The sequence below is a fragment of the Citrifermentans bremense genome (assembly GCF_014218275.1).
GTDB lineage: Bacteria > Desulfobacterota > Desulfuromonadia > Geobacterales > Geobacteraceae > Geomonas > Geomonas pelophila.
On the sequence record NZ_AP023213.1, the window covers coordinates 3,612,501 to 3,628,661 of the forward strand.

Annotated in this window: 15 protein-coding genes (1 of these 15 cut by a window edge); 1 reads left to right on the top strand and 14 read right to left on the bottom strand. The window is 61.1% G+C overall.

Annotation, left to right across the window (positions count from 1 at the left end):
- On the bottom strand, positions 1–1,190 hold the 5' portion of the coding sequence (locus GEOBRER4_RS15870; protein ID WP_185243127.1) for an O-acetylhomoserine aminocarboxypropyltransferase/cysteine synthase family protein. It extends 94 nt beyond the left edge of the window; the window shows 1,190 of its 1,284 coding nt (coding positions 1–1,190); the start codon lies at positions 1,188–1,190; its stop codon lies beyond the left edge, outside the window.
- Between the two features lie 112 nt (positions 1,191–1,302).
- Entirely contained in the window at positions 1,303–2,790 is a 1,488-nt protein-coding gene (malQ, locus tag GEOBRER4_RS15875; RefSeq protein ID WP_185245351.1) for a 4-alpha-glucanotransferase, read from the bottom strand.
- Positions 2,791–2,923: 133 nt separating this feature from the next.
- On the opposite strand from malQ, the gene GEOBRER4_RS15880 reads away from it, so the two are divergent.
- On the top strand, positions 2,924–3,085 hold the full coding sequence (locus GEOBRER4_RS15880) for a hypothetical protein (protein WP_162843122.1): 162 nt from the start codon (positions 2,924–2,926) through the stop codon (positions 3,083–3,085).
- Between the two features lie 66 nt (positions 3,086–3,151).
- Here the strand turns inward: GEOBRER4_RS15880 and ftsH are convergent, their stop codons facing one another.
- The 12 genes from ftsH to GEOBRER4_RS15940 form a co-directional block, all read right to left on the bottom strand.
- Complete coding sequence (gene ftsH, locus GEOBRER4_RS15885) at positions 3,152–5,002, bottom strand: ATP-dependent zinc metalloprotease FtsH (protein WP_185243128.1); 1,851 nt, start codon at positions 5,000–5,002, stop codon at positions 3,152–3,154.
- A gap of 154 nt (positions 5,003–5,156) precedes the next feature.
- The gene (cas6, locus tag GEOBRER4_RS15890) at positions 5,157–6,023 is read right to left on the bottom strand and encodes a CRISPR system precrRNA processing endoribonuclease RAMP protein Cas6 (protein WP_185243129.1); all 867 of its coding nucleotides are present in this window, start codon (positions 6,021–6,023) and stop codon (positions 5,157–5,159) included.
- 86 nt (positions 6,024–6,109) lie between these two features.
- Entirely contained in the window at positions 6,110–6,916 is an 807-nt protein-coding gene (locus GEOBRER4_RS15895) for an HD domain-containing protein (protein WP_226377812.1), read from the bottom strand.
- The gene (locus tag GEOBRER4_RS15900; protein WP_185243130.1) at positions 6,906–7,280 is read right to left on the bottom strand and encodes a PilZ domain-containing protein; all 375 of its coding nucleotides are present in this window, start codon (positions 7,278–7,280) and stop codon (positions 6,906–6,908) included. Before GEOBRER4_RS15900 ends, GEOBRER4_RS15895 begins: the two co-directional genes overlap by 11 nt.
- Before the next feature lie 85 nt (positions 7,281–7,365).
- Positions 7,366–8,649: a class II fructose-bisphosphate aldolase gene (locus tag GEOBRER4_RS15905; RefSeq protein WP_185243131.1), complete on the bottom strand. Its 1,284-nt coding sequence runs from the start codon at positions 8,647–8,649 to the stop codon at positions 7,366–7,368.
- A gap of 135 nt (positions 8,650–8,784) precedes the next feature.
- A complete protein-coding gene (locus GEOBRER4_RS15910; protein WP_185243132.1) occupies positions 8,785–9,723 on the bottom strand; it encodes a hypothetical protein in 939 nt (312 codons plus the stop codon).
- 95 nt (positions 9,724–9,818) lie between these two features.
- Positions 9,819–10,286, bottom strand: a complete 468-nt coding sequence (locus tag GEOBRER4_RS15915; RefSeq protein WP_085813712.1) for an FKBP-type peptidyl-prolyl cis-trans isomerase — start codon at positions 10,284–10,286, stop codon at positions 9,819–9,821.
- A gap of 58 nt (positions 10,287–10,344) precedes the next feature.
- The gene (locus GEOBRER4_RS15920) at positions 10,345–11,586 is read right to left on the bottom strand and encodes a DUF1015 domain-containing protein (RefSeq protein WP_185243133.1); all 1,242 of its coding nucleotides are present in this window, start codon (positions 11,584–11,586) and stop codon (positions 10,345–10,347) included.
- A 134-nt stretch (positions 11,587–11,720) separates the two neighbouring features.
- Complete coding sequence (locus GEOBRER4_RS15925; RefSeq protein WP_085813714.1) at positions 11,721–12,530, bottom strand: NlpC/P60 family protein; 810 nt, start codon at positions 12,528–12,530, stop codon at positions 11,721–11,723.
- A gap of 20 nt (positions 12,531–12,550) precedes the next feature.
- A protein-coding gene (prfB, locus tag GEOBRER4_RS15930) for a peptide chain release factor 2 (RefSeq protein WP_185243134.1) occupies positions 12,551–13,667 on the bottom strand; the annotation gives its coding sequence in 2 pieces (ribosomal slippage) (positions 12,551–13,597 and positions 13,599–13,667; 1,116 coding nt in all).
- Between the two features lie 73 nt (positions 13,668–13,740).
- Complete coding sequence (lnt, locus tag GEOBRER4_RS15935) at positions 13,741–15,225, bottom strand: apolipoprotein N-acyltransferase (RefSeq protein WP_185245353.1); 1,485 nt, start codon at positions 15,223–15,225, stop codon at positions 13,741–13,743.
- Between the two features lie 68 nt (positions 15,226–15,293).
- Positions 15,294–16,157: a hemolysin family protein gene (locus GEOBRER4_RS15940; protein WP_085813715.1), complete on the bottom strand. Its 864-nt coding sequence runs from the start codon at positions 16,155–16,157 to the stop codon at positions 15,294–15,296.
- Positions 16,158–16,161: the final 4 nt, after the last annotated feature.

Sequence of the window (16,161 nt, forward strand, 5' to 3'; positions counted from 1 at the left end):
ACGCCGCTTGCCAACTGCTCTTCTGCGGAGAGCTGCTGGTGCGTGGTGGACGCCGGATGGATCACGAGACTCTTGGCATCGCCGATATTGGCCAGGTGCGACAGGAGCTTTACGTTATCGATGAACTTCATACCGGCCTGAAGCCCGCCCTTGATGCCGAAACCGATGATGGCGCCTGCGCCATTCAGGTACTTCTTGGCGTTGGCGTGGTCTTTGTGGCTCGGCAGACCGGGGTAGTTGACCCAACTCACCAGCGGGTTCTGCTCCAGCCATTCGGCAACCATCTGCGCGTTCTCCACGTGACGCTGCATCCTGACATGCAGGGTCTCTATTCCCTGGATGATCTGGAAAGCATTGAAGGGGGAGATGCAGGCGCCCATGTCGCGCAGAAGCTCCACCCTCATCTTGATGATGTAGGAGATATTGCCCAAGGCATCCCAGAACTTCAAGCCGTGGTAGGAGGGATCCGGCTCGGTGAACTCCGGAAACTTGCCGTTGTTCCACGGGAAGGTCCCGCCGTCGACGACGCAACCGCCGATGCTTGTGCCGTGGCCTCCCAGGAACTTGGTCAACGAGTAGACTACGATGTCGGCCCCATGCTTGAGCGGCTGGAATACGAAGGGGGTTGCGGCGGTGTTGTCCACGATATAGGGGATACCCGCATCGTGTGCGACCTTGGCAATCGCCTCGAAATCGTCGACGTTGTTCTTCGGGTTGCCGATGGCCTCGCTGTACACCAAGCGGGTGTTTTCGTCGATGGCCTTGCGGATGTTTTCCGGATCGGAGGAGTCGACGAACTTCACCGTGATGCCCAATTTCGGCAGGGTGTAATGGAACAGGTTATAGGTCCCACCGTAAAGGTAGCTGGTGGATATTATGTTCTGTCCGGCACTGGCGATGTTCAAGACCGCATAGGTAGTGGCGGCCTGACCGGAAGCTACCGCAAGCGCCGCGACACCGCCGTCCAGCTCGGCGACCCTCTTCTCAAGCACGTCGGTGGTCGGGTTCATCAAACGGGTGTAGATATTGCCGAACTCCTTCAGACCGAAAAGGTTGGCAGCGTGCTCGGAGTTCTTAAAGACATACGAAGATGTCTGGTAAATCGGAACCGCACGTGACAGGGTGGCGGGATCTACAGTCTGACCAGCATGGAGTGCAAGGGTGTCGAATCCGAACGAATTTTCTGACATAGGTTATCTCCGTCCTTTTCTGAAGCCGTTTGATAAAGTATAAACGTCCTATTCTCTATACAAAAACTGCAGCCACACTGTCAATAAATTTACCACCCACATCTCCAGCAAATTAGTCAGGCAGCCTGCCGTAAAGTTCCGTAGCCCGTGCGAGTTTTGCGGCGAGCCTGCCTGAGAAAGCGTCGGCCGGGCATCTCCAACTCCAGTTGCCTCCCGCGACCCCCGGGACGTTCATCCGGCCACTGCTTGGGAGTTCCAGCAGGTCCTGCATGGGAATGATGGCATAATCGGCCACCGAGGCGAGGGCGCATTTCACCATCTGCCACACGATGTCGCCTCCGTCCCGGTCGAAATAAGCCAGCACGTTCTTCTGCTCTTTCGCCTTGAGGCTCTCGAACCAACCTGCAGTGGTGTCGTTGTCGTGCGTCCCGGTATAGACCACGCAGGAGCGGACATGGTTATGCGGCAGATAAGGGTTCTCCGGACCGGAGCCGAAGGCGAACTGCAGAATCTTCATGCCTGGGAAACCAAATTGCTCCCGCAGAGCTTCCACCTCCGGCGTGATGATGCCGAGGTCTTCGGCGATAATTGGGAGGTTTCCCAGTGCGTTGCGCAGGGCATGAAACAACCCCTCCCCCGGACCTTTCACCCATCGGCCATTGACCGCAGTCTTCTCCCACATCGGCACTTCCCAGAAAGCCTCGAAGCCACGGAAGTGATCGATGCGCACCATGTCGTAGAGGCAAAGGTCGTTGCGCAGCCTTGCGATCCACCAGCCGTAACCCTCGTGAGCCATTTTCTCCCAGTTATAGAGCGGGTTCCCCCAGAGCTGCCCGGTCTTACTGAAGTAATCCGGCGGCACCCCGGCTACCACAATGGGAACCCCTTTTTCATCCAAGTGGAAAAGGTGCGGGTTGGCCCACACGTCTGCAGAATCGTAAGCGACGAAGATCGGCAGATCGCCGACCACGGAGATGCCGAGGACGTTCGCATAGCTTTTCAACTTTTTCCATTGCCGCGCGAACTGCCACTGCTGGTACTTCTGCTCGCCAATAGCGGTACCGAGTTTCTCGCTCCAAAAGGAAAGCGCGGCCGGCTCCCGGTTAGCAAGTGCATCCGGCCAGTCTTTCCAGCTCACACCCTTGAACTCTTCCTTCAGCGCAATGAAGAGCGCGAAATCGTGCAGCCAGAAGGTGCCGTCGCAGAATTGCCAGAATTCTTCTTTCCGTTTTTGCGGCGCCTCGGCAAAAAACCGCGCCGCAGCATCCCTCAAGCGCCCCAATTTGTATTCCTCGACCGCCTGGAAATCTATCCGTTCAGAGGAAAGGACAGTTCTCGCTTCCTGGGGCAATAGATCCCCATCGTCCTGGACTGCTTCCAGGTTGACCAGGAGAGGGTTGCCCGCAAAGGCCGAGTAACAGGAATATGGGGAGTTTCCGTAGGCGGTGGGACCAAGGGGAAGAATCTGCCAGAGTGACTGACCTGACTTGTGCAGAAAGTCAACGAAGCGTCGTGCCTCTTCACCGAAGGAACCTATGCCTCCAGCTCCTGGCAATGAACTGGGGTGCAGCAGTACCCCACTCTTTCTCTGTCTCACCATGTACACCTCGATAACATTGAAATTGTAATGAAAGTCAGCCGGATTTAAAGCAGTGAGTACTATGACATAAATAAGTTGTAATGCAACAGTGTCAGGGTTTACGCCGTCTGCAACAAATGGTATAGTGGCGCCCATGGAAACTATAAAGACTGCAACTTTCGAAGCATTGATGGAGCTCGCCGTGGCTGACGGCGACGGCTATGTGTTCACCTTGGACGGGGAAACCTTCAGGATCAAGGACACGCTTGAGATTACCGGGATCGCTACTAAGAAGGGCTACATCATAATCTACTAGTGGTGAGGAGGTTCATAGGGTTGTGAACCTTGTGGACCTTGGTGGATCACTCGACGCGGACCGACTTTAGGATGCAGACAGAATCTCGTCGACGCGCTGGCCGTCCAAGGTTTCTTCCTCCAGGAGCGCCGCCGCCAATGCGTCCAGCTTGGTCCGATTGGCGCTCAGTAACTCCAGCGATTTCCCTTCTGCTGCCCTGATGAACGATGCTATCTCCTGGTCTATCAGCCAGGCCATCTCCTCGGAAAAGGTCTTCTCTTCCGCCAGCTTCATGCCAAGAAATGGATGCTCCTCGCCCCTTGGGAAGGTCATCGGACCTATCTTCTCGCTCATCCCCCACTGACATACCATCTTTTCGGCCAACTCCGTCACATGCTTCAGATCGCTCTGCGCGCCCGAGGAGACGTCGTTGAAGACGATGCGCTCGGCCACCCTCCCCCCCAGCGCCACGCAAAGACGGTTGACGAGATAAGCCCGCGGGTAGTGATAACGGTCGTCCTCGGGAAGCTGCTGGGTCACCCCAAGTGCCCGCCCCCGCGGCAGTATGGTGACTTTGTGGACCGGATCGGTGCTGGGAAGAAGCCGCGCCACCAGGGCGTGCCCTGCCTCATGATAGGCAGTGATCCGCCGTTCCTCATCCGAAATCACCATGTGACGCTCCCCGCCCATCAGGATCTTATCCTTGGCCCGTTCCAACTCATCCAGACCGACGATGTGCTTGTTCTCGCGCGCGGTGAGGATCGCCGCCTCGTTGACCAATCCCTCCAGATCCGCGCCGGTCATTCCGGGGGTCCCCTTGGCGATCACCCCCAAGTCAACATCGGGTCCCAGCGGGATCTTCTTGGTATGAACCCGCAGGATCTTCTCGCGGTCACGCCAGTCCGGACGCTCAATCACCACGGTGCGGTCAAAGCGGCCGGGGCGAAGCAGGGCCGGGTCGAGGACGTCGGGTCTGTTGGTGGCCGAAATGACGACCAACTCGGTATGGGGATCGAAACCGTCCATCTCGGAGAGCAGCTGGTTCAGCGTCTGTTCGCGCTCGTCGTGGCCTCCGCCAAAACCGGCTCCGCGGCTCCTGCCCACCGCGTCCAGTTCGTCGATGAAAATTATGCTCGGGAGCGATTTTCTCGCAGTGGCAAAGAGATCGCGCACCCGGCTTGCGCCAACCCCGACGAACATCTCTATGAAGGCCGATGCCGAAATCGAGAAAAACGGCACCCCCGCTTCTCCCGCCACGGCCCTGGCCAGAAGGGTCTTGCCGGTTCCCGGCGGCCCCACCAGCAGCACCCCCTTCGGGACCTTTCCCCCTATCTGTTGGAACTTCTTCGGCTCTTTCAGGTATTCCACCACCTCGCGCAGTTCCTGCTTGGCTTCTTCCATGCCGGCGACATCCGCGAAGGTCACTTCGATGCGCTCGGAGGTGTACGCCTTGGCGCCCGACCGGGCGAATCCCCCCATCATTCCAGTTGGTCCCTGTTTTCTCATCCCCCTCATGACCAGCCACCAGACCCCCAGAATGATGAGCCACGGCAGAAGATACAGGAACACGGTCCCCATGGCCGACCCTTCGGTGGAAACGACGGTGACGTCGACTCTCCTGTTGTTTAGCTCGGGGAGCAGCGTCATATCTTCTATGGACGGCAGGGTGGTGGTGAAGCTGGAGGCGCTGACAGTCCCCCCTTTTTCATCCACGGTGACCGCAGGGACCTTGATGGGGTTGCGGAACTGCCCCTTGACGTTCTTCCCCCTGAGTGTGACCTTGGTCACGTTGTTTGCTGCCACCTCGTCCCTGAACCGGGTGTAGCTGATCTCGGCCCCGCGCTCCGCCGTCTGCTTCACGACGGCGCCGTAAAACAGGTCGACCAGCAGCACGAACAATGCGGTGATCATCAGGGGTTTCCAGATGCCTTGTCCCATGAAGAGGCTCCTGCACTCGCGCTAACGACAAAATACCAGGGAATTCTAACCGACATGGATTTCATTACAAGAAATTAAACTTGAGCGGTGGGGGACTATCTCTAGCGGTGGAGCGGGTGACTGCCCTTCGAAAAGCGTTCCTGCGGGCAAAGAGTCAACTTTCCACGCGGTAGGAGCCGAAGCCGAACGAAGCTCCCTTGCCAAGGTGTGTGGCCATCCCCAGTTGCAGGAGCAGGTGAAAGGGCTCGAGGTCCCCGCCGAAAACGGCCGTTCCCGCGATCCCTGCCGGGCGGCCGTTCCATGAGACGAGGCGGCAGCCGTACTCGAGCGTCTCCACGGCTTCGCTTGTCTGGGAGAGCCAGCGGTAATCGAGCGACGGCTCCGCCCCCTCGTAATGATAGGCAAGCGAGGAGATCCGGCGCATCAGCGAGCGCGCGAACTGTGCAAACGTGAAGTTCTTCAACAGCCTCCCCTCATGAACCAGTTTCAGCGGTGTCAATAGCTGCAGGGTAACCGTATCCGTGGAAAGCGGTCCTGCCAGCACGGGATCCTGAGAACTGAGCAGCGGGACGCCGGCGGCATCTATCGGGGCCACCCCTCCTCCCGGAGCCTCCGCTTCGACATTGACTACGCGCCCTTTCTTGCTCTCCACTAGAACCCGCACCGCAGCGATGTAACAGGATACATGCTGGACGGCGCTTCCTACCAGGTGCAGCGCAAGCTGGAAGCTCTTCCCGCTGTTGGGGGGCAAAGGGAGCACCGGGAACTGGAAGATAAAGGGAAGCGGCGGCTTCTGGTGTCGCCTGACGGCCTCGGGATCGTTGGCTATCTGCTGACCGAAGGTAGCGGGGAAAGGACAGGGGGCAGCGGAGAGGCAGCCGGTGCAGTCGGACCTGCGGCAACCGAGAGAGTTGCGGAAAGCCATCTCGAACTCGGCGCGGGTGGCAAAAAAAGCGTGGGGGTCGGCAATATCCGAGGTGAGGGTAAAGGTGAACAGCAGTCTGGCGTAATGCAACTCCACGGCATTCTCCACTTCTTAACTGGCACCGTGCTGCAGCAAGCCCCCCGGGCGCAGGGGACTCGGGCCATCACCGGCGGGGGTGGTCACTATGGGTTCCTGGTGCTGTCATCCAGGCGCCGGTCCAAGTATTCCCGAACCCGGGCTAGCGCATCGAGAACCGCATCATCATCAGGGAGGATGGCGGCGAACTGCTCCAGCACGCCTCTCTCGCGGATAAAGCTAAGCGTGGAGACAAAGTTGATGTCATAAATCCACGACACCTGCAAAAGCTTGAAGTCGTTCAGGCTCCTCAGGCTGGAGAGGTGCACCAACTTTCCGCTCCTCACTGCGTCCAGCACTTCCGGCGCGCACTCAGGGATGTCCGGGAAGCCGAGCCCCGCGGCGGAGGCACGCTCCTCTTCCGGAGCCTGGAAGTACTCGATGAAGACGCGCCAGATGTCGAGCTTGTCTGCGTCACGCAGCAGGCGCAGCAGTTTCCCGGTTTCCGGCGGGAGGCCGGCCGGGACCTCGAAGACATTATGCAGCCGTACCGCTATCTCCACAGTTTCCCGCTCCTGGCGCGTGAGAAAATCGAGCAGTGCATGCTCCTTGACGACCTGGGCCGATAGATGTGCATGGTTCAGCGAATCGCTGTCTTTGAAGGTATGGAAGTCCCTGAACTGGGGGAAGCGGCCAAGGTCATGGCAGACTGCAGCCACCTCCGCGAGCATGCAGAACCTCGGGCTCTCCCCCTGTGCTATGCGGCGAGCGGCGAGGCAGACGTTGCGGGTATGCTTTTCCTTGAGGTCGAAGTTGCGCTGCTGTTCAGGATCCGGGCTCCGAAAGGAACCGCAATAGGAGGCAAACCAGGCACGCAAAGGCTCCAGGTCCGGAACCTCAGCCTCACTCATCATGCATCTTCCTGACGATGTACTCGGAGAACTCGGCCATGACCTTGGACTCGTCCCCACCCTGGTAGGAGATGATGCTGCGGAGATGGGCGAAGGATTCGACGTCCATCTTGTCGAAGGCGCAGCCGATCCCGCCCGGAACCAGTCTTGCCACGGTCCCTTTGACGTTGATCACGACAGGTTCGGTGGTCGAGGAGAGGTAGATGGTGATCTCCACAGGGCTTCCTACCGGTATCTGCTCGCCGGTCTCCATGTAGAGACCATGCAGGCTTACGTCCGTCACCTCGCCCTTTATCGCGACACCCTCTGCCTGCAGCAACGCCGAAACCCTGAAATCGACCCGCGAAAAGTTGCGCCTGTCTTTCATCGTGATCCCCTTTCGGACACCCGGTTAAAAAAGGGGGGCGCAGCTGCCCCCCTTCGTGTCTCTCGCATCTCGCAGCAAAAGCTGGTTAGTCTTCAAAGTTCCCCGCGGGCCCTTTGTCCCTGGAAAGCCCGGCAGCCTGTTTCGGGAGCATCTCCTTGGTCCATTGGGCCGGGTCCTCGACGCGCTTGCCCTTCGGCCCGAGGTCGTAGGAGCCGGCTTTCAGGATGGCGTCGACGGCAAGAGGCGCGGTGTCGCCGGAGTTGAATACCTCCGTGATGAGCTTGTAGGCGAAATCCTCGACCCGCTTGGCCATCCTGTCACGCGCCTCCTTAGGCTGTGCCAGGAGCTTGTTCTCGAACGGGAGGTTGAGGTTTTTGTAATCCCCTTTCTTCCACCCCTTGGAGTCGGCGAAAGCGACCATCTCGGCCCAAAGCTCCTCGGTCATCCCCTCGCCCTTCACCTTGATGAAGTTGCCGTTCGCGTCGAGCTTGGCGTTGCCGTAGTCGTTGACCTCGAGCCCCCAGGAGATGAACTGCAGCGCCGTGGCGACGTTGGCCTTGGTGGTGCGGGTCTTCTGGGCGATCTGGCGCAGCCTTTCGTAGCTGTTGCCGGAGGTGCCGTGCTGGGCGCCGTTCACGCCGTAAGGCTTGATGGCTTCATGGATTTCGGCGGTCAACTCCACCTGGATGCCGGCGTCGGAGGCCTCGATCCCGTGGGTGGTGCCGTTGTTGAGGGCGATCCAGTCAGGGAAGACGCCGTGGGCGTTAAGCCCCTTGATCAGGAAGAGCGCCTCGGGCACGGTGGAGAGCCCCTCTTTACCCTTGATCTCGCCGACCTCGGTCTCAAGACCGGCCCAGGCCGGGATGAACTGGTTCAGTTCGAGGTTCGCCAGGAGGTTCTCCTCGTCGGGGAGGTGCGAGGCATCGATGGCGATGGAGGTGATGCCGGCGTCGAACATGCTGGGGATCTCAACCTTGGCCGACTTGATGTCCCCTTCACCCTTGATGCCGTAGTGGTCGGCATGGATGGCGACCGGGATGGTGATGCCGAGCTCGTTGGCTACGGCGTCTACCTGGCGCGCCATGTTCCAGTAGTTGACCGGGCAGTACGCTTTCTGCCCCCCCTCGGACTTGGCGATCTCGATGAGGACGGCGGCGTTGGCCCTCTGCGCCGCAGCGAGAACGCCGCGGATGACGAAGTGATTCCTCCCGTTGGCTGCCAGTGCGAGGGCATGCCCCTTGGCGTTCATGGCGCGGTCGATCACCTTGCCGCTGACCAGCAAAGCCTTGGAATTGGGGAAAAGTTTCGCGACGTTGGGGGGACGGCCTACCTCGAGGGCTTTGACGAAATCTGAAGACGTTACTGGCATATCTCCTCCTTCTCACTGGGATTGAAATCACTTCATCACAAAAACCGCTTTGTTATAGCATCTTAATCATGCAAAGGCAAGGATTGATCCGTGGCGGTGGAGAGCAGTTTCCGGCCGTTCCGGCCGTTCCGGCCTTCACCGGGCTACGGAGAACTCGGTGGCGCCGCCACCTGTAAAGCGCCCTCCCCCGAGGTACTCCCCGTGCCAGAAAAGGTACCCCTCACCCGGCGGAAGCCCCGTCTCGACCGCGGTAAAGGCCAGGCGCGAGGGAGGCGATCCCTTCTCCGCCGGGACCACCGCGTGCAGCGGGTAGCGCGACAGCGTGGGATATTCCCCCCGTACCGTCTGCGCTCGCAAACCTTCGGCGACGGTCCCCCGGGAGACGAGGTACTGCACCCCCTTCTCGCGCCTTGGGAGCCTGGCGTGCAACAGCAGTTCGCCGACGCCCTCTTCCGTGATGCGGAGGTCGTAGCAGGGGATCCAGCGCTCGTCCCGCAAGAGATAGCTTACCCGCGCCTTGCCTCCTGCCAGCCAGATCCTTGCAGCGGCGACTCCCTTTGTCGTCGCCGAGAGCTGCCGCTCCACCTCTTCCAGGTTCTTGCGGCACTTGCGCTTACTGCGGTACACCGACTCCATCTGGTTGAGCGCGAAGTCGGTCCCCTGTTGCAGGGAGCTTACCGGGTCGGGGTTCGCCTTGGTCTTGCGCGGGGCCTTGCCGCTTTGAGACTTGGCCGCCTGGCTGAAGATCTCCTCGCGCCTCTCCAGGACTGCCATGCGGTCCAGGAGTTCGGCCTTGCGCTCCCTGAGGCGTGCTATCTCGCCGGCGCGTCGCGGCTCCTGCTGGGCCGCCACCATCTCCACCCGGAGCACGCCCCCTCCCGGCCCCGGCTTCACGCGCAGCGAGCCCGGCGCGAAGTTGTCGGGGAGCCGGAGTTCGACGTAGCCGTTGGCGGCGGAAACCTCCTGCTCCACCCGCGCGCCGTCCAGGTAATAGGTGACGCTTTTCGGTGCGGCGACGGCCTCTCCGCCAGACGGCAGGAAGAGGAAGATAAGGGCAAAGAAGAGCAGGCGCATGCGGCACCTCGCAATGAAACCCTGTAGGATCACCTGCAAAAAGCACAAATGACAAATCTACAGGACCCTAAAGCCATTGCAAGCGCCGGAGAGCTTTACTTCTCCACGTCCAGCAATTCCACGTCAAAGATCAGGGTGGCGTTGGGGGGGATCACCCCGCCCGCCCCTGCCGAGCCGTAACCGAGCTGCGGCGGGATGATCAGCTTTCTTTTGCCGCCGACTTTCATGGAGATGACACCTTCGTCCCACCCGGGGATCACCTCGCCCGCGCCGATGCGGAAGCTGAAGGGCTGGCCGCGATCAACGGAGCTGTCGAACTTGGTGCCGTTTTCCAGCACCCCGGTGTAATGCACAGTAACCATCTTCCCCGAGGTGGGAGCGGCACCGTTGCCTTTGACGATATCGGTGTAGGAAAGACCGGAAGCCGTCACCGTCGCGCCGGCAGGGGCCTTGCTCTCGGCGGCTTTTTCCGACGTCGGCTTCGCCTCCTTCTGGGAACATGCGGGAATGGCTACTGCTGCCAGAAGCAGCAAAATGACGATGAACTTCTCTACGTTGCGCATCTACTTCCTCCGTCTGTTTTTGTTCTTCCTGATCGGCGAGGTAAAGCCGTAGGTGTTTCTAGTCGAGCATGTGGATGAACAGCCCGCTTCTTAGTTTCGGTTCGAACCAGGTCGACTTGGGCGGCATGATCTTGTCCACGTCGGCAAGGGACATGAGCTCCTCGATGGAGGTCGGGAAGAGTGAGAAGGCGACCTCGTACTCTCCCGAGTTCACCACCCGCTCCAGTTCCTCAACGCCGCGGATGCCGCCGACGAAATGGATGCGCTGGTCGGTCCTCGGGTTGCGCACCCCGAGAACGGGGTTGAGCAGGTTGTCCTGGAGGATTGAGACGTCCATCGACGCCACCGGGTCCGTCTCGACAAAGGAGTCCTCGCGGGGGACCAGCTCGTACCACTTCCCGGCCAGGAACATGCCGAACAGGTGCCGCTCGCCCGGGTTGACCGGGCCAGAGACCGGGGTGACCTCGAAGCGCTCGGCGACCCGGGCCATGTATTCGGCCACGGTCCGCCCGTTGAGGTCCTTCACCACGCGGTTGTAAGGCATGATGGTCATCTCGTTGTCCGGGAAGATCACGGTGAGGAAGTAGTTGTACTCTTCGCTGCCGGTGTGCTTGGCGTTGGCGTTTTTCCTCAAGTCGCGCACCCGGCTCGCGGCGGCGCTGCGGTGGTGACCGTCGGCGACGTAGAGTGTCGGGATGGCAGCGAAGCTGCGGGTGAGCGAGTCGATGAGGGCGCGGTCGGCGATGGTCCAGAGAGCGTGGGAGACGCGGTCGTTGGTGGTGAAGTCGTACACCGGCTCCCCCTTGGTGACCTGCTCGATGGTCCGGGTGATCTCGGGGTTGTTGCGGTAGGTGTAGAAAACCGGCTCGTCGTTCGCGTTCAACACGTCGATGTGCCTGACCCGGTCCTCTTCCTTGTCTGCGCGGGTGAGCTCGTGCTTTTTGATGGTGCCGGTCTGGTAGTCGTCCACCCCGGCGCAGACCACCAGGCCGGTCTGGGTGATGCCCCCCATCTTCTGGCGGTATACGTAATACTGCTCGCTTTCGTCCTGAACCAGCACCCCCTGCGCCAGGAAACTCTCCAGGTTTTCGCGCCCCTTGACGTACACCTCTTCCGAATGGACATCCGTCGCCTGGGGGAGGTCGATCTCCGGACGGGAGATGTGCAAAAAGCTCACCTTGTTCCCGGCGGCCATCGCGACGGCCTCTTCGGTGTTCATGACGTCATAGGGGAGAGCGGCCACTTGCTCGGCCAGCTCCTTCTTCGGGCGTACCGCTTTGAACGGCTTGATAAATGCCATAACTGCTCCTGTCTTAGCTTCTTTTCTGCGTTCTATTTTCCAAGCGTCGCGCTCTGTTTCCCGCGCCGCAACCGGTCCTCCGGCTGCAGTGGCGCGAGTTGTTAATTAAAGTATCGGCACGACGCGGCTTTAACTTAAAAATACCTTTTGGCGCCGACAAAACGCTTCTGGAAGTACGACTCGTCCATGGAGCTGACCTTGATGTCGTCCCCCCTGCGCGGGGCGTGGACGAAACGGCCGTTGCCGACGAAGATCCCGACGTGGTTGATCTCTTCCGGTGAGCCCCCGAAGAAGACCAGGTCCCCGTCCTTAAGTTCCTCCCGCCCGACCACGTCCCCGACGCGGTACTGCTCCCGGGAGGTGCGGGGGATGTTGACGCCGCAAAGGTTGTAGACGGCGCGCACGAAACCGCTGCAGTCCATGCCGTCTACTACGGTGTCCCCGCCCCAGCGGTAAGGGATCCCCACGAAGCGCTCGGCGGTGCGGGCCGCGATGGATCCCATGTCGCTTCTGTCGCGCTTGGCCACGCTCTCCTCGGCTTTCCTCGGCAGAGCCGGCGGCTTGGCGATGGAGGGAGCGGGTGCCTTGTGCAGCGACGGCTCCCGGACCGCCGGGGTCCGTTCGGCCTGCGGCGTGGCGATGAAGTAGGAGGAAACCACCCGGTCCTTCACCAGCTTCTGGGCCACCTTCCTCGCGTCCTCGCGGCGCGGGAAGTCGCCGAAGCGGACGGCGTAGATGCCGTTCTCCTTCCTGAAGTAGAAGGCCTCGATCCCCTGCTCCTGCAGCTTGCGGGTGACCCGCTCGGCGTTTTTGACGTCCGAGAAGGCCCCCACCTGGATGGCGTACCCGACACTGGAAAGCCCGGCGCGCTGGGCGGCGCAGCCGGTTGCGGCCTGTGCCAACAGCATCAGGCAGATGGCCAGTATGTGAATCTTTTTCAACATGATAGTTCCTTGCCAGGTGGCTAAATGTCCTTCGTCTCCCGGCGCACCCCCATCAGGTACGGGACCACGAAATCGTCCAGGGCGCCGTCTAAAACCGAGTCCGGGTTGCCGCTCTCCACCCCGGTGCGCAGGTCCTTCACCATCTTGTAGGGGTGCAGGACGTAGGAGCGGATCTGGCTCCCCCAGCCGATTTCCTTCTTCTCCCCCGCGATGTCCGAGGCCTTCGCCTCCCGCTCGCGCAGCTCCATCTCGTAGAGCTTAGAGCGCAGCACCTTCATGGCGGTGGCCTTGTTCATGTGCTGGCTCCGCTCGCTTTGGCAGGCGACCACGGTCCCGGTGGGGATATGGGTGATCCTGATGGCGGAGTCGGTGGTGTTGACGTGCTGGCCGCCGGCGCCGCTGGAGCGGTAGGTGTCGATGCGCAGGTCGCTCTCCGCGATCTTGATCTCGATGTCGTCCTCTTCTATCACCGGGAAGACGAAAACTGAGGCGAACGAGGTGTGGCGCCGGGCGGAGCTGTCGAAGGGAGAGATGCGCACCAGGCGGTGGATTCCCGCCTCTGCCTTGAGATAGCCGTAGGCGAACTCGCCGGTGACCGCGAAGGTGACTCCCTTCACCCCCGCGCCGTCACCTTCCTGATAGTCGGTGATCTCCGTCTTCCAACCCTTCTTCTCGCAGTAGCGCAGGTACATGCGCAAAAGCATCTCGGCCCAGTCCTGCGACTCGGTCCCCCCTGCCCCGGAGTTGATGGAGACGAAGGCACCGGAGGCGTCGTGGGGGCCGGAAAGCATCCTGCGGAATTCAGCCTGGGACACCCCCGACTCGAGTTGCGCGTTCATGCCGGCTACCTCGGAAAGGGTCGCCTCGTCCTGCTCCTCGCTTCCCAGTTCGATCAGCTCCCGGATGTCCTGCGCCTGCTTGTCGAGACTTTCCCAGGTGGTGACGTCCTTTTCCATGAGGGTCCTGGACTTGAGCACCTTCTGGGCGTTTTCCGCATCGTTCCAGAAATCAGGGCGGGAGGTAAGTTCCTCGAGTTCCTGCATCCGCTCTTTCTTGTCATCTACTTCAAAGAGACCCCCGGAGCTTGTCGATACGCTCGGCTAGCTCTTCTATTTTGGCAATTTCTTCTCTGAACATCTGCAGCTCCTTATGTTTCGCGCCCCCCCCGCGGGGGCGGCTTATTTGAGTTTGTAACGGCATGAGTGCCGCTCTACAGGTGGCGCTTCACCCTGAACGTTTTTTTCTTGAAGCTCTCCGCGCCGAGCGCGATGCTCGCCGCCAGGCAGAACAGGGCGAAGATGTCGCCGTAGCGGCTGTAGAAGGTGCCGCCGGTCCCAATCCTCACCTGCGCGGAAAGGGTCGCCTCCTCGAAGATCTGCGTCATGCCCCGGATGTGCCCCTTGCCGTCTATCACCGAGGAGATCCCGGTGTTCGCGGCGCGCACCAGCGGGACCCGGTTCTCGACCGCCCGGAACACGGTCATGGATAGATGCTGGTATGGCGCTGAGGAGCGCCCGAACCAGGCGTCGTTGGTGATGTTCACCAGCATGGTCGCTCCGCTTCGCACATAGGCGCGGGAGACCTCCGGGAAGATCCCCTCGAAGCAGACCAGGACGCCGATCTTCCCGTTGGCGGTGTCAAGCGGTACCGCGGCCTTGCCAGGCGAGAAGTCGCCGATCCCCTGCACCAGCTTGTTCACGAACGGGAGCAGGGACGAAAGCGGCACGTACTCGCCGAAGGGGACCAGATGCAGTTTGTCGCTTCTTCCGGTGACAGCGCCGGCCGGGGAGATCAGGAAGGCGCTGTTCAGGTAGCGCAGCTCCCCTCCCTCCTTGTCGTAGGCGGGACTGCCGGTCAAAAGGTAGCTTTTCAGATCCGCCGCCAGCGCTTTTACCCGCGCGGCGTAGGCAGGCTCGGACTGCAGGAAGAAGGGAAGCGCGCTCTCGGGCCAGACCACCAGGGTCCCGGGGCTCTCTACCCCCTTGTGGGTCAGCCGCTCGTAGGTCGCGACGGTCGATGCCTGGAAGGCCGGATCCCACTTATGCTCCTGCCGGATGTTCCCCTGCACCGTGAGGACCTGCTGCAGCGGCCCCTTCTCCGGCCGGCTCAGCGCGAGCACGCCGTACCCCATGGTGGCGGCGATCAAAAGCAGCAGCAACAACAGGGCGGTTGCCGGGTAGCGCTCCCTGTGGCGCATGGAGACCCAGATCCGGTAGAAGACCACGTTGGCGAAGGCGACCAGGAAGCTTACCCCGTAAACCCCGGTCAGGTCGCTGATCTGGATCAGCGGCAGGGTCCGGTACTGGGAATAACCGAGGTTGGCCCAGGGGAAACCGGTGAGCAGATAGGAGCGGATCAACTCCCCCGCCACCCAGAAAAGTGGGAACGAGATCAGCAGACCGATCCGCTTTGACTCGCAGCGCCGCGCAAGCCAGATGACGACGCCTGGGTAGAGCGCCAGGTAGCCAGCCAGCGCGAGGTAAAGCGCCGCGCTTGCGGCCGCGGGGAGCTTCCCGTAGGTCGTCATCACGATGTTCAGCCAGTAAAGGATGCCGGCGTAGGCGGCGCAGCCTGCGGTGAAACCGAGCCTGAAGCCGGCGGCGGGGGAAGCGCCGGCTGCGGCCAGAAACAGCGGCACGAAAGCGATCCAGGCCAGAGCCGAGATGCCCGGTTCCGGGAACGACAGCGCCAGCATCCCCCCGGAAAGAAGCGCCAGCAGGTAGCGTCCCGCCGCTTTCCTCCCAAGGTCGATCTTGGTTTTTCTCACGGCGCCTCGGACTCCTTGTCCTGCGGCCGCGGCTCGCGCCTGGCGATGTGCACCTTGGCGATGCGCCTTTCGTCCGCCTCCAGGACGGTGAGCACGAGGTCGTCGCTCTCGATCACCTCGCCTGCGGCGGGGATGCGCCCGGTGAGGTGGAAGATGAGCCCCCCCACTGTCTCGAACTTGTCCTTCTCCACCACGACGTCGAAATGTTCCTGCAGTTCCTCGATGGGGAGCCTGCCGTCGGCCACGATGGAGTTGTCCGCCTGTACCGACAGCCGCTCGGTCTCCAGGTCGTACTCGTCCTGGATGTCCCCGACGATCTGCTCCAGGAGGTCCTCGATGGTGACGAGCCCGGCCGTGCCGCCGTACTCGTCGATGACGACCGCCATGTGCACCCGCCGCTTCTTGAAATCGTGCAGCAGCTCCTCCAGGTTCTTGGTCTCGGGGATGAAAAACGGCGGGCGGATCAGCTTTCTAAGCTCGATCGCGTGGTCCGGCTCCCCCCAGTACCGAAGCAGGTCCTTGGCGTAGATGAGGCCGATCACGTTGTCGATGGTCCCCTCGTAGACCGGGAGCCGGGAATGGCCCGAGGCGATGATGGACTTCAACACCTCGCTCACCTCGTCCTCGATGGAGACGCAGGACATCTCCATACGCGGCAGCATGATCTCGCGCACCATGGAGTCACCCAGGCTCAGGATGGAACGGATCATCGCGTTCTCCTCCTGGTTGATGACCCCTTCCTCCTCGCCGGCGTCCATCATCTCCTGGATCTCGGCCTCGGTGACCCGCTTCTTGCCGTACAAGAGCCTGGTCAGGGACTCGATCAAGCCCTGCCCCTTGCTTCCGTTATCCTCTTCCAAGGAT